At 61.4% G+C, this 19,131-nt stretch carries 16 protein-coding genes; 8 read left to right on the top strand and 8 right to left on the bottom strand.

The genetic code is table 11. The annotated features are described in order from the left end of the window. The first annotated feature begins 29 nt into the window (after nucleotides 1-29). The 3 genes from HU715_RS09850 to HU715_RS09860 are packed head-to-tail and all read left to right on the top strand — an operon-like array spanning nucleotide 30 to nucleotide 3,021. A complete protein-coding gene (locus HU715_RS09850; protein ID WP_186705846.1) occupies nucleotides 30-1,214 on the top strand; it encodes an ABC transporter substrate-binding protein in 1,185 nt (394 codons plus the stop codon). Further along, nucleotides 1,211-2,272, top strand: coding sequence for a FecCD family ABC transporter permease (locus HU715_RS09855; protein ID WP_186705845.1), 1,062 nt, complete (start codon nucleotides 1,211-1,213; stop codon nucleotides 2,270-2,272). Before HU715_RS09850 ends, HU715_RS09855 begins: the two co-directional genes overlap by 4 nt. Further along, entirely contained in the window at nucleotides 2,266-3,021 is a 756-nt protein-coding gene (locus tag HU715_RS09860; protein ID WP_186705844.1) for an ABC transporter ATP-binding protein, read from the top strand. The genes HU715_RS09855 and HU715_RS09860 overlap by 7 nt, the downstream gene beginning before the upstream one ends. Nucleotides 3,022-3,064: 43 nt before the next feature. Here the strand turns inward: HU715_RS09860 and HU715_RS09865 are convergent, their stop codons facing one another. Then, nucleotides 3,065-5,026, bottom strand: a complete 1,962-nt coding sequence (locus HU715_RS09865; RefSeq protein WP_186705843.1) for a methyl-accepting chemotaxis protein — start codon at nucleotides 5,024-5,026, stop codon at nucleotides 3,065-3,067. A 271-nt stretch (nucleotides 5,027-5,297) separates the two neighbouring features. Here HU715_RS09865 and HU715_RS09870 point away from each other — a divergent pair, with 271 nt between their 5' ends. Genes HU715_RS09870 through HU715_RS09880 form a run of 3 tightly spaced genes read left to right on the top strand, consistent with a single transcriptional unit; the run spans nucleotide 5,298 to nucleotide 8,123 of the window. After that, the gene (locus tag HU715_RS09870; RefSeq protein WP_186705842.1) at nucleotides 5,298-6,095 is read left to right on the top strand and encodes a MipA/OmpV family protein; all 798 of its coding nucleotides are present in this window, start codon (nucleotides 5,298-5,300) and stop codon (nucleotides 6,093-6,095) included. Next, nucleotides 6,095-6,781 carry a response regulator transcription factor gene (locus HU715_RS09875; protein ID WP_186705841.1) on the top strand — a complete coding sequence of 229 codons (687 nt, stop codon included), beginning with the start codon at nucleotides 6,095-6,097 and terminating at the stop codon, nucleotides 6,779-6,781. Before HU715_RS09870 ends, HU715_RS09875 begins: the two co-directional genes overlap by 1 nt. After that, nucleotides 6,774-8,123 (top strand): sensor histidine kinase, encoded by a 1,350-nt coding sequence (locus tag HU715_RS09880; protein WP_238349437.1) that lies wholly within the window; start codon nucleotides 6,774-6,776, stop codon nucleotides 8,121-8,123. Before HU715_RS09875 ends, HU715_RS09880 begins: the two co-directional genes overlap by 8 nt. Before the next feature lies 1 nt (nucleotide 8,124). Here HU715_RS09880 and HU715_RS09885 read toward each other — a convergent pair whose 3' ends face one another. The 3 genes from HU715_RS09885 to HU715_RS09895 form a co-directional block, all read right to left on the bottom strand. Beyond that, nucleotides 8,125-8,589: an ester cyclase gene (locus tag HU715_RS09885; protein WP_186705923.1), complete on the bottom strand. Its 465-nt coding sequence runs from the start codon at nucleotides 8,587-8,589 to the stop codon at nucleotides 8,125-8,127. 86 nt (nucleotides 8,590-8,675) lie between these two features. Continuing rightward, nucleotides 8,676-10,154: an APC family permease gene (locus HU715_RS09890; RefSeq protein WP_186705839.1), complete on the bottom strand. Its 1,479-nt coding sequence runs from the start codon at nucleotides 10,152-10,154 to the stop codon at nucleotides 8,676-8,678. Between the two features lie 87 nt (nucleotides 10,155-10,241). After that, nucleotides 10,242-11,735 (bottom strand): aldehyde dehydrogenase, encoded by a 1,494-nt coding sequence (locus HU715_RS09895; protein ID WP_186705838.1) that lies wholly within the window; start codon nucleotides 11,733-11,735, stop codon nucleotides 10,242-10,244. A gap of 235 nt (nucleotides 11,736-11,970) precedes the next feature. On the opposite strand from HU715_RS09895, the gene HU715_RS09900 reads away from it, so the two are divergent. Then, the gene (locus HU715_RS09900; protein ID WP_186705837.1) at nucleotides 11,971-12,702 is read left to right on the top strand and encodes a FadR/GntR family transcriptional regulator; all 732 of its coding nucleotides are present in this window, start codon (nucleotides 11,971-11,973) and stop codon (nucleotides 12,700-12,702) included. A 107-nt stretch (nucleotides 12,703-12,809) separates the two neighbouring features. Continuing rightward, nucleotides 12,810-13,553 (top strand): PDC sensor domain-containing protein, encoded by a 744-nt coding sequence (locus HU715_RS09905; protein ID WP_186705836.1) that lies wholly within the window; start codon nucleotides 12,810-12,812, stop codon nucleotides 13,551-13,553. A 132-nt stretch (nucleotides 13,554-13,685) separates the two neighbouring features. Here HU715_RS09905 and HU715_RS09910 read toward each other — a convergent pair whose 3' ends face one another. The 4 genes from HU715_RS09910 to HU715_RS09925 form a co-directional block, all read right to left on the bottom strand. Further along, nucleotides 13,686-14,942 (bottom strand): MFS transporter, encoded by a 1,257-nt coding sequence (locus tag HU715_RS09910; RefSeq protein WP_186705835.1) that lies wholly within the window; start codon nucleotides 14,940-14,942, stop codon nucleotides 13,686-13,688. 325 nt (nucleotides 14,943-15,267) lie between these two features. After that, complete coding sequence (locus HU715_RS09915) at nucleotides 15,268-16,521, bottom strand: OprD family porin (protein ID WP_186705834.1); 1,254 nt, start codon at nucleotides 16,519-16,521, stop codon at nucleotides 15,268-15,270. A gap of 94 nt (nucleotides 16,522-16,615) precedes the next feature. Continuing rightward, entirely contained in the window at nucleotides 16,616-17,920 is a 1,305-nt protein-coding gene (locus HU715_RS09920; RefSeq protein ID WP_186705833.1) for a CitMHS family transporter, read from the bottom strand. A 55-nt stretch (nucleotides 17,921-17,975) separates the two neighbouring features. Then, the gene (locus HU715_RS09925) at nucleotides 17,976-19,058 is read right to left on the bottom strand and encodes a 4-oxalomesaconate tautomerase (RefSeq protein ID WP_186705832.1); all 1,083 of its coding nucleotides are present in this window, start codon (nucleotides 19,056-19,058) and stop codon (nucleotides 17,976-17,978) included. Nucleotides 19,059-19,131: the final 73 nt, after the last annotated feature.

Below are 19,131 nucleotides of genomic sequence, written 5' to 3' on the forward strand. Positions count from 1 at the left end.
CCCGGTCGGCTTCTGTAAAGGCCTGAACCATGGTTACCGTTTTGCGTCATCACACGCTCGCCACCCTGCTGTTCGCCGGGTGGCTTGGCTTGTCGTTGTTTTCCCTGGCGCCACGCAACGCTGTCGCCGCCGAGACGGATCCGGCCCTGGGCAGCGTGACCGATCTGCTCGGGCGCCAGGTCAAGGTGCACCTCCCGGTCCGGCGGGTGATTCTCGGCGAAGGTCGCCAGTTGTACCTGGTGGCGGCGCTGGACACGCAAAACCCCATCGAACGCATCGTCGGTTGGCGCAAGGACCTGATCCAGTCCGATCCGGACACCTACGGCGCCTACCTGCGCAAATATCCCGACATCGCCAAGATCCCGACCTTCGGTGGCTTCGAGGACGGCACCTTCGACATCGAGCAGGCGATTTCCCAGCGTCCGGATGTGATCATCCTCAATATCGAAGCCCAGCACGCCACCGAGGACGCGCGTTACATCGAAAAGCTCGACGCCTTGGGCATCCCGGTGGTCTATGTCGACTTTCGCAACAACCCGATGCAGAACACCGAGCCGACCATGCGCCTGTTCGGCCAATTGTTCGGCAAGCAAGCCCGGGCCGAGGCCTTCATCGACTTTCGCAACCAGCAGATTCGACGCGTCACCGACGTCATCGAGGCGCGCCACCCTGCCCGGCCAAAGGTCTTCATCGAACGCATCGGCGGCTACACCGATGATTGCTGCCTGAGCTTCGGCAACGAGAACTTCGGCCTGTTCGTCGAAATGGCCGGTGGCGACAACATTGCCAAAGGCATCATCCCCACCACGTTCGGCCAGTTGAACGCCGAGCAAGTGGTGGTCGCCAACCCGGCGCAGGTGGTGGTCACCAGTGCCAACTGGGAAGCCTTTGCCCCTGGCGGCCATTGGGTCGGCGTCGGCCCGGGGGCGGACATGGCCCAAGCCAGGCAAAAACTGGCGTGGTACACCCAGCGGCCGGCCTATGCCGGCATCAAGGCTCAGGACGACCAGGCGTTCCACGCCATCTGGCACCAGTTCTACAACAGCCCCTATCAGTTCGTCGCCATCCAGCAATTGGCCAAATGGTTTCACCCGACGTTGTTTGCCGACCTGGACCCGGACGCCTCGTTCCGCCAATTGCACGAGCAGTTCCTGCCGGTCCCTTATGAACCGGGCTACGCCGTCAGCCTGCGCCAGGCCGAGGACAAGCCATGACCACGCTGAACGAAACCCTGGTGATGCAACGTGACACCTACCGACGCCTGGTGCTGCGCAAGCGGCTTATCCTCGCCGGGCTCGCGCTGTTGCTGATCTGCAGCGTGCTGCTCGACCTGGCCCTCGGGCCGGCGCGCTACAGCCTCGACGAAGTACTCGGCGCGCTGTTTTCACCGGACAGCGCATCGCCCCAGGTCCGCGTGGTGATGTGGGATATCCGCCTGCCCGTGGCGCTGATGGCCGTTGCAGTCGGTGCGGCGTTGTCCCTGGCCGGCGCGCAGATGCAGACGATCCTCAACAACCCGCTGGCCAGTCCGTTCACCCTGGGCATTTCCGCTGCCGCCAGTTTCGGTGCGGCCATGGGCCTGGCGTTTGGCGTGGCCTTGTTCCCGTTGGCAGCGCAGTACATGGTGCCGCTGAACGCGTTCATCATGGCCATGCTGTCGGCCTTGCTGATCCACTTCCTGAGCCTGCGCCGCGGTGTCACTGCCGAGACCATCGTGCTGCTCGGCATCGCCCTGGTGTTCACGTTCAACGCGCTGCTGGCGCTGGTGCAATTCTTTGCCACCGAGCAAGCCGTGGCCGCCGTGGTGTTCTGGACAATGGGCAGCCTGACCAAAGCCACCTGGCCCAAGCTCGGGGTGATCTGCCTGGTGATCCTGGTCACCCTGCCGATTTTCGCCCGGCGTGCCTGGGCGTTGACCGCCCTGCGCCTGGGGGACGACAAGGCCGCGAGTTTCGGCATCAACGTGCGCAGCCTGCGTTTTCAGACGCTGATCATGGTCAGCCTGCTTGCCTCGTTCCCGGTGGCCTTTGTCGGCACCATCGGCTTCATCGGCCTGGTCGGACCGCACATCGCACGAATGCTGATCGGTGAAGACCAGCGGTTCTTCCTGCCGGCGTCCCTGCTGACCGGCGCACTGATTCTGTCCGCCAGTTCGGTGATCAGCAAAACCCTGATCCCCGGGGCCATTTTCCCCATCGGCGTGGTGACGTCGCTGATCGGCGTGCCCTTCTTCATATCCTTGATTCTCGGTGGGAAGAAAAACTCATGGTAACGATCCGGCTGGAGAATCTCGGCGCACGCTACGGCCAGCGCACGGTCATTCACGGCGTGACCACGGCAGCCTTTATCGGCGGCCAGGTGGTGGCGGTGGTCGGCCCCAACGCGGCGGGCAAGTCCACTTTGTTCAAGCGCATGGCTGGCTTGATCGACGGCCCCGGGCAAGTGGTTCTGGAAGACTCGAAAAAGGGGCCGCAGGGCATCAGCTACATGCCCCAAGGCTTGAACGCCAGCGCCCGGTTGACGGTGTACGAGTCGGTGCTGCTGGCGCGCAAGCAGCTTACGCCGGGCTGGGTCGTTCACGATGATGAACTCAAGTTGGTGGATGACATTCTCGCCGCGCTGGGCATCACCGAACTGTCGTTCCGTAATCTCGGCGAGCTCAGCGGCGGACAGCAGCAACTGGTGTCGATCGCCCAGACCCTGGTGCGCGAACCGGAAATCCTGTTGATGGATGAACCGACCAGCGCCCTGGACATGCACCGGCAAGTCCAGGTGCTGAACTTCATGCGGGCCCTGGCGCGCAAACGCCAGGTCATTGTGTTCATCGCCATCCATGACCTGAACCAGGCCCTGCGCTTTGCCGACCAGGTGCTGGTCATCGCCGACGGCACCGCCCAGGGCAGCGGCCCGAGCGCCGAGGTGATCAGCGAATCGATGCTGCGCAAGGTCTACAAGGTCGAGGCGCGGATCGAGCAATGCAGCCGCGGCGAGCGCCATATCCTGATCGACGATATCGTCTGAGCGCACACCCGGGCCTTGCGTCGAAGGCCCGAGGTTGCAAGACCTAGGCGACCTTGAAGCGATTGACCAACTGTTGCTGGTGCTCGGCCAGGCGCGCCAGTTCCTGGCTGGTGATGGCCGTCTGCTCGGCGCCGGCACTCACTTGGATCACCAGGTCGTTGATCTCGTTCACGTTGCGATTGATGTCTTCGGACACCGCGCTCTGCTCTTCGGCCGCGGAGGCGATCTGGATGTTACGGTCGCTGATCGTCGCCACCCCCTCGGCGATCTCCACCAGCAACTCCCCCGCGCGCTCGACTTTGCTCGCCCCGTCCTGGGCCTTGTCCAGGGTCTGCTGCATGGACAGCGCCGCGCGATCCGAACCGGCCTGCAGGTTGCTGATCATCTGTTGAATGTTGCCTGTGGACTCCTGGGTCTTTTGCGCCAGGGTGCGCACTTCGGAGGCGACCACCGCAAAACCGCGGCCATGGTCACCGGCCCGCGCCGCTTCAATCGCCGCATTGAGCGCCAATAGATTGGTCTGTTCGGCAATGCCGCGAATCACATCGAGCACCGAGGAAATGGCATCGCTTTCCAGCTTGAGATCACCAATGATTTGCGCGGTCTCCTCGGCCTGCCCGGACAATTGGCGGATCAGCCCGATGGTGCTTTCGATTTCCACGCGCCCTTGGGCCGTGCTGAGGTTGACCTGTTGCGACATGTGCGCCGCATCGTTGGTACTTTGCGCCACCTCGCGCACCGTGGCGCTCATCTGATTGATCGCCGTGGCCACCAGCTCGGTGCCTTGGCGCTGTTGCTCGACACTCATGCTGGTCTGGACCGTCACCGTGGAAGACTCTTGCGCAGCGGTGGCCACTTGCGCCGTGGCGTTGCCGATTTCCTGCACGATCTCGCTGATCTCCTGCGCCATGCGATTGAGGTTGCGCGAGATCTGGCCGAACTCATCGCGGCCTTCATAGGTGGCCCTGGCGGTGAGGTCACGCTGTGCCAGGCCGTTCAGGGCCTGGTTCACATCGCGCACCGCAAGATCGATCAGGCGAATAATCACATACGACAACACCGTCACCGCCAGCAGCGCCACGACGACCGCAGCGACGGTCAACCACAACGCACGACTTGCTTCATCGCGGCCGTGAACCGCCAGGCGGCTGATGCTTTGGCCGAGGGCGTCTTCCACCTGGCTCATCATATCGATGCGCTGAGTGGAGAGTTCAAACCAGGCCTCTGGCTTGATGCCCAGGGACTGGCCCAATGGCACTTCGAAAGCCAGGCGCTGCAACTTACCGACTTCGACCGCAGCAGGCTTGAGCATCTGCTCGGTGAACTGTTGAAGCAAGACGGGTTGGGCCTGGCGGCGGAACGCGTCGGAATACGCAGAGAACTCACCAAGATTGCGGCTAAAGCGCGACATCAAGGTCTCATCGAAACGATCCTGGCTGAATACCAGGCCCAGCACGACCCGTTCGCGTCCGGCCCGCTCTTTCATCTCGATAAACTGATTGAGGGCATTGAGCGCATGAACAATGGTGGCGTTGTTGATCGTCGCTTCCAAAGAATGGGTATAGCCCATGAGCGCTTGAATGATCTCGGTATAACGAACACCGGATTCGGTGCTGCTGATACCCAACTTATCCACTTGCCCACGAATGACGGGCAACTGGTCCAATGCCTGGAGAACATTGTCCAATTGCGCACTGTCCGACGCAGACAACCCGCGCACCACCTTGGCCGAGGCATTGGAATCCTGGCGCGCCTGGGCCATACGTTCGCCCATGGACTTGCCGCCGCTGCCCAGGAAAACCCCGCTGGCGCCGCGCTCGCGCTGCAATACCGTGATCAGTTGACTCAACTTCTGTGCCGTGGCGCTGGCGGCGACCGTGGCGTCCATATCGCGCAAGGTCTTGTAGTTGTCCACGATAAAGACGCCGGCCAAGGACAAGAATCCCAACAGAGGAAGTAGCAGGATCAATAAAAGTTTCAGACGCAGCGGTGCATTCCTGAGCATTTCCGTTCAAGCCTCATTTCATATTGAATTAGTGACGCGTGAACTTGTTGTAGAAAGGCTTTTATACACGCTGACCTGGCGCGATCTTAGCGCAATACCAAATAGCCATCACCCCTGATAGAGCGCTGCTTGGCACTTATAACGGCGATGACGCGGGCATTTCGATTTGCCTTGATCAGGGTCAAGCTTTCGGCAAATAACGGTAAGCATCCGGTAAGGGAAAGTGCTTAACGATAGGCACGTATTTCATCCTGTCCCGTTGGAGCACTCCATGCATTTGCTGCGCTTAGCCGTTTCAACAATCCCGAGTGTCGTCCTGCTCGCCGTAGCCAGTTCGGCGATCGCCGCACAGGCCGCTGAACCTGAAACCGCCGAACCGTCTTCGTCCTGGGGACTGGGAGTCGGTGCAATCAGCAGCCAGCAGCCCTATACCGGCATCGATCGTGACAACAAGGCGATCCCGCTGATCTACTTCGAGAACGAATACTTGCGGGTGTTCGGCCCAAACGCCGAGGTCAAGCTGACACAGCTCGAACTCAACGATACCCAGCACATCGATTTCAGCCTCGTGGGCCAGTACGACTTCAGTGGTTATGATGCCGATGACTCACGGGTCTTCGATGGCATGAGCGACCGTAAAAGCGGCTTCTGGGCCGGCGCCAAAGTGCAGTGGCGCACCGACTGGGTGGACGTGCACGCCGAGTGGCTGGCGGATGCATCGGGCCATAGCGACGGCCAACGTTTCAACCTGGGCCTGGAGCGATCCTGGCGGCTCGGCGACCACATCACCCTCACGCCCCATGCAACGGCGATGTGGCAGGACAAAAAATACGTCGATTATTATTTTGGCGTGCGTGACAGTGAAGCGCGCATCGATCGCGCGGCCTATGATGGCAAGTCTGCCCTCAATACCGAGTTTGGCGTCCGGGGAAACTATATGTTCGATCAGCACCACTCTGTGTTCCTCGACCTGAAGGCGACGCGCCTGGACAGCGAAATCAAGGACAGTCCGCTGGTAGACCGTTCTACCGAAAACAGTGCGCTGTTTGGCTACCTGTACCGCTTCTGATGAGCCGCATTCTGCTGGTCGAGGACCACGAACGCTTGGCACAGCTGGTCTGCACGGGACTGACGAACGCCGGGATTGCCGTCGATGTGATCAACCGCATGGATGGCGCGTGGGCGGCCATCCAACGGGTGCCCTACCAGGCGTTGATCCTTGATCGCGGCTTGCCAGACGGTGACGGGCTCGTCTTGTTGAAGCGTCTGCGCAGCGCCGGGCTTGGCCTGCCTTGTCTGGTGCTGACGGCACGGGATGCCTTGCATGATCGGGTACAGGGGCTCGATGCCGGTGCCGATGACTACCTGCCCAAGCCGTTCGCCATGGATGAAATGATCGCCCGTGTACGGGCCTTGCTACGAAGGCCCGTGGACTGTCGTCCTCTCGCACCCAGCCATGGTGACCTGAGCCTGCAACCCGATACAGGCCTGCTGTACTGCGCGGACGAGAGCATCGCCCTGGCACCGGCGGAAATGCAGATCATGTTGCTGCTGTTGCGCAAGCCCGGTGAAATCGTCCGCCGCCCCCACATCGAGGCGGCAGGCTGGGGCTTGAGCGAAGCAGTCACGCCGAACGCCCTGGACGTGGCCCTGCACCGTATCCGCCGCAAGCTGCTGGCCATCGGCTCGCGCCAACGCATTGTCAACGTGCGAGGTCTAGGTTATGCGCTGCGCCAGGTCGACGTGGTTGAGTAGCCTCAGGTTCAAGGTGCTGCTGGCTTACATTGCCGGCGTGGCGCTGAGCATCCTGCTGATCGTGTCGGCGGCGTTGGCCCTGGCCACCTCAGAGAGCGACATCCTGTCGGTCACGAACATGGCCGAACGCACCCAGGAGCTGGCGGAAAAACTCCAGTTCGATGCTGGCGGGCGCCCGGTGGGATTCGATCACAGCGAGGCCGATCGGGCCTGGACCTATGAAAGCATGCGGCAGGAGATCGGCTACCGCGTGCTGGACCTTTCGGCAAACGTGGCCCTGACGTCCACCGATGCGACTTTCTGGCCTGCGAGCACCTCGGTGCGTCCGGAAGAGCTGGGACAATTCAAGTTCGAGCGCCAGGGCATCCTCATGTATGGCGCCACCGCGCCGGTCGAACACGACGGCCAGACCTGGTTCCTGCAACTGGCCGCCAGCGAACGGCTGATGGACCTCTTCCATGGGGCCTTCGCGTTGCCCTTCATGGGCGCCGGCATCGTCCTGTTCAGCCTGCTACTGCTCTTCGTCTTTGGCGCCTGCGCCTATGTCATCCTCGGCTACACGCTCAAGCCCTTGCGCGAGGTGTCCGAGTCAGCCGCGGCCATCTCGCCACGCTCCCTGCATTCACGGCTGCAGGTCGACCGCGTGCCGTCCGAAGTCGTGCCACTGGTGGACAGCTTCAATCGGGTCCTCCAGCGCCTGGAAAATGGCTACCGGATCCAGCAGGAATTCCTGGCGACCGCGGCGCACGAACTGAAGACGCCGCTAGCACTGATACGGGCGCAGATCGAATTGATGGAAGACAGCCAAGGTCGCAATGCGCTCCTCAACGATGTGGCCCACATGACCCGTCAAACCCAGCAACTGCTGCTCCTGACCGAAGCCAGTGAAGCCCAGAACTACATCTTTGCCGCCGTCGAACTGACAGACGTCGCCAAGGAGGCCATCGAATATTTGCAGCGCATGGCCGAAGCCGTCGACGTACGCCTGGTGCTGGCCGAGGATTGCACGGGCGTTGGCCCTTGGCAGGCTGATCGCAGCGCCCTCTTCACGTTGCTGAAGAACCTGCTGGAAAACGCCCTCCAACATGCTCCTCGAGGCACCGAGGTTCGACTGGAGATCGGCAGGGATTACCTGCGCGTACGCGATTGGGGCCCCGGGGTTGATCGGGAGCAACTGCCCCAACTGTTCGTGCGCTTCTGGCGCGGGGCCCATCGCCGCGACCATGGCGCCGGCCTGGGTTTGACGATCTGCCAGGAAATCGCCCAGGCCCATGGCTGGATGCTCTCGGCCACGAGAGCCGAGCCAGGTTTGCTGCTGCAGCTGTCCCGACGGGAACCTTGATCTACCAGCCGAGCTGCTTGTTGAAACCCAGGGCGTCATAGTAGTCGTGCTGCGTGAGAATCTTGCCCTCCTTGAGCCGGATGAAACTCACCCCCTTGAAGCTGAGGGGGCGCTGGGTGGCCGGCGTCTCGGTGCTCCAAGGCCCGGTATTGTGCCCCTTGAACTCCCATTCGAAGGCAACGCTGTCACCGTTGATGATCGGCTCGCCCAGCATCGTCCATTGCAGATCCGGCACTGCGCGCATGAACACTTCGATCACCTGGGTCTTGGCATTTTCCCGGCCCACCTGCGGTGTTCCCACCGAGGCGTCGAGAAACTCACCGTCCTCGGCGAAGTACTTCGCCGCAGCCTCCGCATCACGGGCGTTCCAAGCCTTCATGTAGTCATGGATCACGCCCAGGGTATTGTTTTGACTGGCCGCCATAACCCCATGGCTGGCCAGCATCAGGAGCAACCCAAACAGCATCGAGTGGATTCGAGACGTCATAAAATATTCACCTTTTCTCATCAGAGGAATTTGCCTGCCGCGCCCGGCGGCAGGCCGTCATGTTCCTAGGCTTTTTTCCAGGCATCGGACGCCGGAGCGGTACCCTTCTCGTAGGGACGAAACACGACCATGTAGACGAGGCCGACGAGAATCACGATGGCGCCGACCAACACGATGCCGTAGTTCACGTACCAAGGCGCATCTGGCGTACGCGGCCAGGACATATTGACGATGGCGAACAAGCCATAGCAGAGCGCAGCGATGTTCACCGGCCAGCCCCAACGTCCCAAGGTGAACTGGCCCTTGGGTGTCCAGCCCCGGAGACGGGCATACATCACTCCCCCGACAATCATCTGGAACGCCAGGTAGATACCGATGGCGGCAAAACTCACCACCAGCGCGATGGCGTTCTGAAGATAAAAGCCGACACACACGATGATTGCCGGCAGCACCCCGCAGACCATCAGGGCGGCAGTCGGCACATGGGTCGTCGGGGAGAGTTTCTTCAGCGCACCACTGCCCATGAGCATTTCGTCTCGAGCGTAGGCATACAACAAGCGGCTGGCGGATGCCTGCAAGCTCAGCACACAGGAAACGAATGAGACCGTGATCACCGCCATGACCACACGGGACATGACCGGACCGAACGCCGCGCCAAATATCGTGGCCATGGGATCCTTGTCCTGCCCGGAAACAACGGCGGCAATATCAGGCACGGCCAGGATCAAGGCCAGGGCGGCGAAGATCGAAGCAGCACCGCCGATCCAAATCGTCATTCGCATGGCCTTGGGGACCTGGCGGCTAGGATTGGGCGTTTCCTCGGCGACATCGCCGCAGGCTTCAAAACCATAATAGAGGAACATCCCCGCCAGTGACGCGGCCAGGAAGGCCGGCCAGTACTCCCCATCGATGGAAATATCGAACGTGTCGAACAACACGCTCAAGGGCTGGTGGCGCTCGAAAATCAGCAAATAGCCGCCGATCAACAAAGCCCCGACCAGCTCACACAGAAAACCGAACATCGCCACCCGCGCCAGCAGCTTGGTGCCGCTCAGGTTCAGGACCGTCGCGGCGGCGGTCAGGACCAGCGCAACCAAGGTATTAGTGACCGGCGACGACTCGAAACCCAGCAGGTTGGCAATGTAGGGGCCAGCGCCCAGGGCTACGGCAGCAATGGTCACGCACAAAGAGATGGCGTAGATCCAGCCGACCATCCAGGCCCATTTTTTCCCCACCAGGCGGCGAGCCCACGGATAGACACCGCCGGAAATGGGGTACTGGGACACCACTTCGCAAAAAATCAGGCACACCAGCATTTGCCCGAAGCCGACCAGCAGGTAAGACCAGAACATCGGCGGCCCGCCCGCCGCCAGGCACAGGCCGAACAACGTATAGACGCCGACCACTGGCGATAAGTAAGTAAAACCGAGGGCAAAGTTCTGCCAGAGGCTCATGCTACGTTCGAAATTCGAGGTGTACCCCAGGGCACGGAGTTGCTCCGCGTCCTGGTCCACGGCTGCCGTGGAGCTTATCGAGCTGTTCATTGCGCCATCCTTCAAAAAGGAATTCGTTTGAGTAAGCGTCAAGCAGGCAGAGCCATCCCGCCTGTAACGTGGTTCACCGGAAATGCCTCAGAGCTGAATCCAGGTGGCCTTGATCTCGGTGTATTTATCAAAAGCATGCAGGGATTTGTCGCGGCCATTGCCGGACTGTTTGTAGCCACCGAACGGCGCCATCATGTCGCCGCCGTCATACAGGTTGACCCAGACACTTCCGGCGCGAAGAGCCCGGGCCATGGTGTGGGCGCGCGACAGGTTGGCCGTCCAGACGGCTGCCGCCAGCCCATAAGGCGTGTCGTTGGCGATGCGCACCGCATCCTCGGCTTCGTCGAACTCGATCACCGACAGCACCGAGCCAAAAATCTCTTCCCGGGCAATGTTCATCGAATTGCTGACGTTATCGAATAGCGTCGGCTCCACGTAGCTGCCACCGCTGTCCGCCAGCGCCACGTGTCCTCCCAGCAACAACTGGGCGCCTTGATCCTGTCCTTGCCGAATGTGGTGCAACACGCCTTCCAGGTGACGCGCATCCACCAGTGCACCGACATTGGTGTCGGGGTCCAATGGATGGCCAGGCTTCCAGCTTTTCATGGCCTCGACCACCATCGGCACGAAACGCGCCTTGATGGAAGCCTGGACGAGCAAACGTGAACCGGCGGTGCACACCTCGCCCTGATTGAAAGCTATGGCGGCCGCTGCCGCTTCGGCGGCTACCTGAAGATCAGGGGCATCGGCGAAGACAATGTTCGGACTCTTCCCCCCCGCCTCCAGCCAGACCCGCTTCATGTTCGACTCGCCTGCATACACGAGAAGTTGCTTGGCCACTCGGGTGGAACCGGTAAACGCCAGCACATCAACGTCACCGTGTAAGGCCAGGGCCTTGCCCACCGTGTGCCCATAGCCTGGCAGCACATTGAGCACACCGGCCGGCAACCCTGCTTCCAGGGCAAGCTGTGCGATACGAATGGCCGTCAGCGGCGAACGCTCCGAAGGTTTGAGAATCACCGAATTACCGCTCGCCAATGCCGGCCCCAATTTCCAGGACGCCATCATCAACGGGAAATTCCACGGCACGATGGCAGCGACCACCCCGACCGGCTCCCGCGTCACCAACCCAAGCTGATCCACAGCCGTCGCGGCCACTTCATCGTAGATCTTGTCGATGGCTTCACCGCACCAGCGAATGCTGTCGATGGCGCCGGGCAGGTCGACCGCCAGCGAGTCGGCGATCGGTTTACCCATGTCCAGCGTTTCCAGCAGCGCCAGCTCTTCGACATGGGACTGCAAGAGGTCGGAAAAACGCAACATGACCGCCTTGCGCGCTGCCGGTGCCTGACGCGACCAAACGCCAGACTCGAATGCCGCCCGGGCGCTGGTCACGGCCAACTCGGCGTCCGCGGCGTCGCAACTTGCAACCAGGCCCAACAATCGCCCATCCACAGGACTCACGCATTCGAAGGTAGCGCCTGAACTGGCAGGCCTGTACTGCCCGTCGATAAAGGCGCGGCCCTCGATGTCCAGCGCCTTGGCTCTGGCGTCCCACTCTGCTCGGGTCAAGTGACTCATGATTGAAGTGCTCCTGGGTTCGGATGAATGCGATCTCGGCTCGCTTAAACATATGGAACCATATCTTTTAACCCATGAGAACCCCAGGAAAACCAAATTCAGCCAGGTTGTTTTGACTTCAACGCCTTTTCATCCCTAGAATTCCGCGCCAATGGCCCCTGAAAATGCCTTTGAACTATGAAATAGAATTTTTTGAGTCCAGGCGTCGACGACGCCGCCAATGAATGAAACGACCATGAGTCCTACATCGAGCCTCATACGCCTCAATCAGGAAGGGAAAACGGAATCGGTCACCCGCCGCCTGGTTGAAATGATTGACCTGGGGTTGCTGGTCGAAGGTGAACAGCTCCCCAGCGAAAGTACCCTGGCCACCCAACTCGGCGTCGCCACGGTCACCCTGCGCGATGCGTTGGCTGCCTTGCGAGAACGCGGGGTCATCGAAACCCGCCGTGGGCGCAACGGCGGCAGCTTTATCTGCGCCGCCCCACAAACCACCGATCAAGCCTTGTTCGACCAATTGCGTGAAATGAGCACGCTTGAATTGCGTGACCTGGCCGACGAGCACGCAGCCATTTCCGGCGCTGCCGCTCGCTTGGCAGCCCAACGTGCCGGCCCTGAGCAACATGCGCGGCTGGGTGGCTACATCGATGCGCTGGCCAAGGCACAAGAACGGCTGGAGCGCCGACGTGCCGACGCCAGATTCCACATCGAAATTGCCGTGGCATCGCAGTCGGTGCGGCTGACCCACAGCGAGGCCCGCTTGCAGGCGGAACTGGGGGAGTTGTTATGGTTGCCATTTGATGAGCAACCGGATCCCCAAGTGATCGAGCGGGAACACCGGGCGATTCTGGAGGCCATTATTGCGAACGATGCCAATCTGGCCGGGGCCCTGGCCGAAGCCCATGTCGCTCGCGGCGTCCGGCGCTTGACCGCCATACGCTTGCAGCAGATGGCGCAGGATGCCTGATGACTGGAACAGAACTTGCTGAACAACTGACTCCAAACACCGCCCGACAGCCTGTTCGTGTCGCCAGCAAACACCGCACTGTCCCTTCCGAGGCATGAGTTAGAGCCATGGATAACGAAATGTCAGCAAATGGGTTATCCCAATGCGCAACGTTGATCAACGCTTCCATTGGTAACGTCTTCAAGGGTCTCAACAACCTGGGCGCCCAGGTATCGAGCATTTGGGAACGGCAACGGAGCAAGACCAAGCGACCCAATCAACGCGACCTCAAGCCATTGCTGGCTGGCGTCCGGCAGATTCTCGATTCCGAAAGCCTCAAGTTTCATGGCGCCGGCGTGGTCTTCGCCCCCGGTGAACTGGAAGATTGCGAGATGCACCTGCAGTGGTGGTGCCGGACCCAGAACGAACACATCCAGCCTTTGCAGCTGAATCTCGATAGCCGTAGCGATCGTTTCTACGATTACTTGCACATGCCGTGGTACACCCGTCCGCAGCAGACTCGCCAGCCTTCCATAGACGGTCCTTTCGTCGACTTGTACGGCACCGAGCAGTACATCGTCGCCTTTTCCGTGCCGATTTTTTTCGATGATCGCTTCATTGGCGTCGCCGCCGCCGACATCTCCCTGCACTCATTGGAACCTTTGCTCGTTCGCAGCCTGATGAGAGTCAGCAATGAAGCACTGTTGCTCAATGCCGAGGGTCGAGTACTGGCCGCCAATACGGCGAGTTGGTTGGCCGGCGATCTGACCCGGGGCGTGCTGAACCAGGACATGGAACAAGGGCGCGTGTTGAGCCTCATCGACACGTCGTCCTATTGGAGCGTGGTGGAGCGGCCGATACCCAGGCTCTGATTGCCGGGCGTTTCGATTTCCCCTGTTGTAAGCAAGTCCTCCTGTGGGAGCGGGCTTGCTCGCGAAAGCGGTGGGTCAGCTTGCATCCACTTTGACTGGGCCAAGCTCACTCCCACAGGGTGATACGCGGCCTCAGGCAATCCCGCCGTCAGGCACCGCAAGCGTGCCGGGCTGTGGAGCGCGGCTTGGCCGGAAAGTCTCGGGCATCGCCAGCAACAGGCCGAACGCCAAGGCGGCAATCGCTGCCAGTATCAGGAATGCAGCGCTGTAGCCAGCCCCCTGCACGACGAAGCCGGCCAGGCTGTTGCTCAACGCGGCGCCCAGCCCGAACACCGTCGACAACACCCCGAGGCTGACGTTGAAACGCCCGGTGCCCTGGGTCAGGTCCTTCACCACCAAGGGAAACAGCGCGCCAAACAGTCCGGCACCGATACCGTCCAGCAGTTGCACCGCCACCAACCAGTAGGGGTCGTCCGAGAGCACATACAGCACACCGCGGATGGGCAGGATCAGGAAGCCGGCCAGCAACAACGGCTTGCGGCCCCAGGCATCGGCCTTGACCCCCACCAGCCACGCCATGGGCACCATGACCAGCTGCGCCGCAACGATACAGGCCGACGTCAGCGGCGTGGCCAGGTGCACGTTGGCCTGGGCGAGCTTCTGGCTGACCAGCGGGAGCATCGCCGCGTTCGCCAGGTGAAACAGCCCGCAGCAGATGGCGAATAACAGCAGCGTGCGGTTATCCAGCAAGACCCGCAGCGCCGAAGGTACCGGGCCGTGGACCACCTGCCCCGCCTCCAGCCCTCGGGCCACGTCATGGTCGATGGCCTCGGCGGACACGCAACTGACCGCCACGATGCTGGCCAAGGCCATGGCGGCCATCAGGTAAAACACCGCGATGGGACCGAACAGCCAGGCGAACCCACCCGCCAGCAGCGCTGCGCAGGCATTGCCCGCGTGGTTGAATGTCTCGTTGCGCCCAGTGCGCCGCGTAAAGGCCTTGGCGCCAGTAATGCCCAGGGAGATGGCGGCAATAGCCGGCGCAAAGACCGAGGCCGCCACAGCGCCAAGCGCCTGAGTCAGCGCCACCAGGCCGAACGAAGACGTGAACGGCAGCACCAGGCAACCGAGCGTCACCATCAAGGCCGCCACGGCCACCACGGCACGTTTGCTGCGCACCCGGTCGATCAGCGCTCCGGCGGGCGCCTGTGCAACGAGCCCGGCCATCGCCGCCACCGTCATCACCACGCCAATGCTGGCCGGGTCCCAGCGATGCACCGCCAACAGATAGATCGCCAGGTACGGGCCCAAACCATCGCGGACATCCGCGAGGAAAAAATTCAGGCCATCCAGGGAAAGGTTGTTGCGTCGGTCTTGGTTTCGATCCACAGCGGCCTCGACGAGGGCTTTGCCCAAAGATGATTGGCGCCAAGGTGTACGGTCACACGAGACGACGGTTTGCGCCCTGCGTCACCAACGCTGCGTGACGGGGCGCGCAAAGCATCCTACCAAAAGGTTGTACTGTTCACTTCAGAGCGCTGATAAATCCGTGGCGAGGGAGCTTGCTCCCGCTGGGTCGCGAAGCGGCCCCAAAACCTGCCGAACGCGTAACACAGACACACCTCACCCGCCGGCTCACGACTGCTTCGCAGCCGAGCGGGAGCAAGCTCCCTCGCCACAGGTCCGTCGTTGTTTCTTAAATGAACTGCACGCCCTACCAAAGCGCGATGTCGTAAGTGAAATAGATCCGATTACTGTCACGCCCCCGTGAAAAGTCCGAGCGATAGACGTAGTTTCGCACCTTCATCCCCAGCCCCTTGAACGTACCCTGCTGCACCACGTACGCGATCTCCGCGTCACGTTCCCACTCTTTGACCGTGGTGTTGGACTTGCCGTCGTTACCGCTCAGGTAGCGGGTGGAGAATGTCAGGCCCGGCACACCGAGGCGCGCGAAGTCGTAGCCGTAACCGAGCATCCAGGTCTTCTCGTCTTCCTCGATGAACTTGCCGATCCCGACGTTACTGAAGGAATACACCGTGGCGCCACTGATGTAAGGCAGGCCCGCCTCGCCGCTGAGGGTCTGGTAACCGGCACTCAACGTATGGCCGACAACGGCGTAGGACAGCGACCCGCTGAGCATGTCGTTGTCGATCTTGCTGCCGTAGGCCGAACCCGAATCGACGCTGTTGAAATAGCGCAGGTCGCTGGTCAGTACCCCGGCACCCAAGGGCAGATCATGCTGGATACCAGCAAAATTCTGTCGATAGAAATTCTCCAGCTCGCCATAGAAGTAGCTCAGGCGGATGTTCTTGCCCAGCTTGTAGTCGGCGCCGGCATAGCTGAAGTCACCGGACTCATCGCCGCCGTAGCCATCGGGCACGATGGGCATGCTGTCGCTCGAATCCCGCAGTTTGAAACGCTCCAGATGCCCGCCGGTGAGGGTGAGGTTATCGATGTCACTGCTGCTGATCTGGGTGCCTTGGTAGGTCTGGGGCAACAGCCGCGCATCGTTGTAGATCAGCACTGGGGTCTTGGGCAGCAAGGTGCCGTGCTTGAGCGTGGTCTTGGCGAACCGGGCCTTGGCGGTCATGCCCGCGCTGGCGAACTCGTCGGCGGCGCGACCGTCGTCATGCACCGGTAGCAGGCCGGTGCCGCTGCGGCCGCGCCCGGAGTCGAGCTTGACCCCGAGCAGGCCCAGGGCATCGACGCCGAAACCGATCGTGCCCGGCGTAAAGCCTGACTGGTAATCCAGCAGGAAACCCTGGGCCCATTCGGTGCGCTCACTCTTGGCCGTCCTCGCCGCCCGTGCGCTCATGCCGTGCTCATCGCGGAAATTTTCGTTGAAATAGACGTTGCGCAATTGCAGCTTGAGCTTGCTGTCGTCGATGAAACCTTCGGCGCTGGCCGTGGCCAGGGGCAACAGGCCAAGGAGTGGAAACAAAGCCCCGCGGGTAAGCAAAGTGGTCATGTCGAGCTACTCGTTGTTGTTATTGGGCGTGCAGGCCGGCGCACACCCCCTTGCGGGGCGTGTCAGGCAGGCAGCTAAAAGTGCGGCGGATGAATCAGGAGAACAGCGTCAGCGCCCCGGTCAGCAGGGCCAATGCAGTAATGACCAGGGAGGTGAGCACCGCCCATTTGATGGTGGCTTTCTGAAAGTCGCCCAGGTCGCGGTCGACCATGCCCACCAGCAACAGGGTCGAGGCCACCAGCGGACTCATCAGGTGCACCGGCTGGCCAAGAATGGACGCCCGGGCAATTTCCACCGGATCGATCCCGTAGGCCGCCGCGGCGTTGGCCAGGATCGGCACGACACCGAAGTAGTAGGCATCGTTGGACAACACGAACGTCAGCGGCATGCTGGTAATCGCCACCACCAACGGGAACAGATGGCCCCAGGACGGCGGAATCCAGTCCACCAGGGTTTGTGCCAACGCATCGACCATCTTCGTCCCGGAGAAAATCCCGGCGAAAATGCCCGCGGCAAACACCAGCAGGACCACGGTCATGGCGTTGCCCGAATGGGCGAGAATGCGTTCCTTCTGAATATCCAGCTGCGGATAGTTGATCATCAGCGCCAGGACAAAACCGATCAGGAACAGGATCGCCGAGTGCATGAGCCCCATCACCAGCGCGACCATCACCGCGACCACCAACAGCAGGTTGACGTAGGCCAGTTTCGGACGTTTGTGTGGCGTGTCTTCCATGATCGCGTTGATGTAGCAATTACCACCGCCGCTTTGCAGCTGGACATTGCCGATGCGCTTGCGCTCGGCACGGCCCAACAGGAACGCCGTGAACACCACCCATGCGGCCCCACCGATCATGGTCGGCAGCAACGGCACGAAGTACTCACCGGCATCCAGGCCCAGCGCTGCGATGGCGCGGGTCGCCGGGCCGCCCCAAGGGGTCATGCCGCTCATGATGCTCAAGGAGAGCATGGAAACGGTCGCCAGGATCATCGGGTTCATGCCGATGCGCTTATACAGCGGCAGCATCGCGGCACAGGTGATCATGTACGTCGTCGTGCCGTCACCGTCCAGCGCCACCAACAGCGACAGCAGCGCAGTGCCCACGGCGATTTTCATCGGGTCGCCATTGACCCGCTTGAGGATCTTGCGGATCAGCGGGTCGAACAGACCGGCGTCGATCATCAGGCCGAAAAACAGGATCGCGAACAACAGCAGTGCCGCTGACGGCGCGACCATCTTCAGGCCATCCAGCATCATCTTGCCGGTGGTCCCGCCAAAGCCGCCAAGCACGGCAAAGACGATCGGCACCACCGTCAGGGCGACGATGGGCGACAGCCGTTTGGTCATTATCAGGAAGGTGAAGACCACCACCATGGCCAAGCCAAGTAAAGCGAGCATATGTCAGATCTCTTGTTGTTATTGAGTCGCTGATGCAATGACGAGGTCTGCCTGGCTAACCGGCCAGGCGCCGGGAAACCGTGGCGTATACAAAACCTGAAAAAAGGCGGCGGGCGGTGCGTACTACCGAGGCTCGAATGGTCTCACCCGTTTCGCCGGTGTAGGACAACACGACATCGATACCGCCGCTAGGGTGCTCGATGCGAACCTGCTCCAAACGAGGCTCGCTGCCGCCACCGATCAGGTTGGCCGCGACACTGCCGTGGGTCACGCAAGCCGTCGCCAGGCCGATGGAGCCGGTGATTGCCAAGGCGCGGTGACAGCTGTGGGGCATGAAGTAGCGCACCTGGAGGGTCCCGCCAGACTTGGCCGGCGACACCAGGACTGGCTTGGGGATCACCATGTCGCTGACGTCACCCAGGCCCATCGCCCGGCCGGCTTTGAGCCGCAAGGATTCCAGGCGCCGCATGAATGCCTTGTCGGCGTCCAGTTCAGCGGGGCTTTCGTCACCGCGCTTGCCCAGTTGGCTGGCCTCGACGATCAGCATCGGCATCGCCATGTCGATGCAGGTCACCGCAATGCCGTCGATCATGTCCAGGGGTTGCCCGGTCGGGAAGAGCTTCCCCGTCTTGCTGCCCGCGGCATCGAGGAAGGTCAGTTGCACCGGGGCGGCCGTGCCGGGCACGCCATCGATGGCGGTGTCGCCTTCGTAGCTGACCTTGCCTTTCGGGGTTTGCACGTCGGAATTCACGAAAGTCCCGGTATTGAGATTGCGAATGCGCACCCGGGTCAGCTCGCCGGTAGCCTTGACCAGCCCCTGCTCGATGGCGAACGGGCCGACGGCGCAGAGCATGTTGCCGCAGTTGGGCGCGGTGTCGACCCGACGCTGGGAAACCATGACTTGAACGAACAGATAATCGACGTCGGCTTCCGGGTGCAGCGATGGGCTGACGATCGCCACCTTGCTGGTCTGTGGGCTGCCGCCGCCGATGCCGTCGATTTCCAGTTCGTGGCCGGAGCCCATCAGGTTGATCAGCAGCTCGTCACGTTCGGCGATGGCGACCGGCAGATCCCAGGCGAGAAACACCGGGCCTTTTGACGTACCGCCGCGCATCAGCACACAAGGAATTCGCTTCATGAACATTAACTCTTGTTGATCAATCTGGATAATTGATGTTCTGGACACAAGAGTGGCAGGGTTTAAAAAGTGT

Source organism: Pseudomonas zanjanensis, assembly GCF_014268745.2.
GTDB classification, from domain to species: Bacteria; Pseudomonadota; Gammaproteobacteria; order Pseudomonadales; family Pseudomonadaceae; genus Aquipseudomonas; species Aquipseudomonas zanjanensis.

Coding starts and splice junctions, on each gene's coding strand:
- HU715_RS09855 (WP_186705845.1), top strand. CDS start 1,211: ATGACCACGCTGAACGAAACCCTGGTGATGCAACGTGACACCTACCGA.
- HU715_RS09865 (WP_186705843.1), bottom strand. CDS start 5,026: ATGCTCAGGAATGCACCGCTGCGTCTGAAACTTTTATTGATCCTGCTA.
- HU715_RS09875 (WP_186705841.1), top strand. CDS start 6,095: ATGAGCCGCATTCTGCTGGTCGAGGACCACGAACGCTTGGCACAGCTG.
- HU715_RS09850 (WP_186705846.1), top strand. CDS start 30: ATGGTTACCGTTTTGCGTCATCACACGCTCGCCACCCTGCTGTTCGCC.
- HU715_RS09900 (WP_186705837.1), top strand. CDS start 11,971: ATGAGTCCTACATCGAGCCTCATACGCCTCAATCAGGAAGGGAAAACG.
- HU715_RS09885 (WP_186705923.1), bottom strand. CDS start 8,589: ATGCTGTTTGGGTTGCTCCTGATGCTGGCCAGCCATGGGGTTATGGCG.
- HU715_RS09905 (WP_186705836.1), top strand. CDS start 12,810: ATGGATAACGAAATGTCAGCAAATGGGTTATCCCAATGCGCAACGTTG.
- HU715_RS09860 (WP_186705844.1), top strand. CDS start 2,266: ATGGTAACGATCCGGCTGGAGAATCTCGGCGCACGCTACGGCCAGCGC.
- HU715_RS09870 (WP_186705842.1), top strand. CDS start 5,298: ATGCATTTGCTGCGCTTAGCCGTTTCAACAATCCCGAGTGTCGTCCTG.
- HU715_RS09925 (WP_186705832.1), bottom strand. CDS start 19,058: ATGAAGCGAATTCCTTGTGTGCTGATGCGCGGCGGTACGTCAAAAGGC.
- HU715_RS09915 (WP_186705834.1), bottom strand. CDS start 16,521: ATGACCACTTTGCTTACCCGCGGGGCTTTGTTTCCACTCCTTGGCCTG.
- HU715_RS09890 (WP_186705839.1), bottom strand. CDS start 10,154: ATGAACAGCTCGATAAGCTCCACGGCAGCCGTGGACCAGGACGCGGAG.
- HU715_RS09895 (WP_186705838.1), bottom strand. CDS start 11,735: ATGAGTCACTTGACCCGAGCAGAGTGGGACGCCAGAGCCAAGGCGCTG.
- HU715_RS09920 (WP_186705833.1), bottom strand. CDS start 17,920: ATGCTCGCTTTACTTGGCTTGGCCATGGTGGTGGTCTTCACCTTCCTG.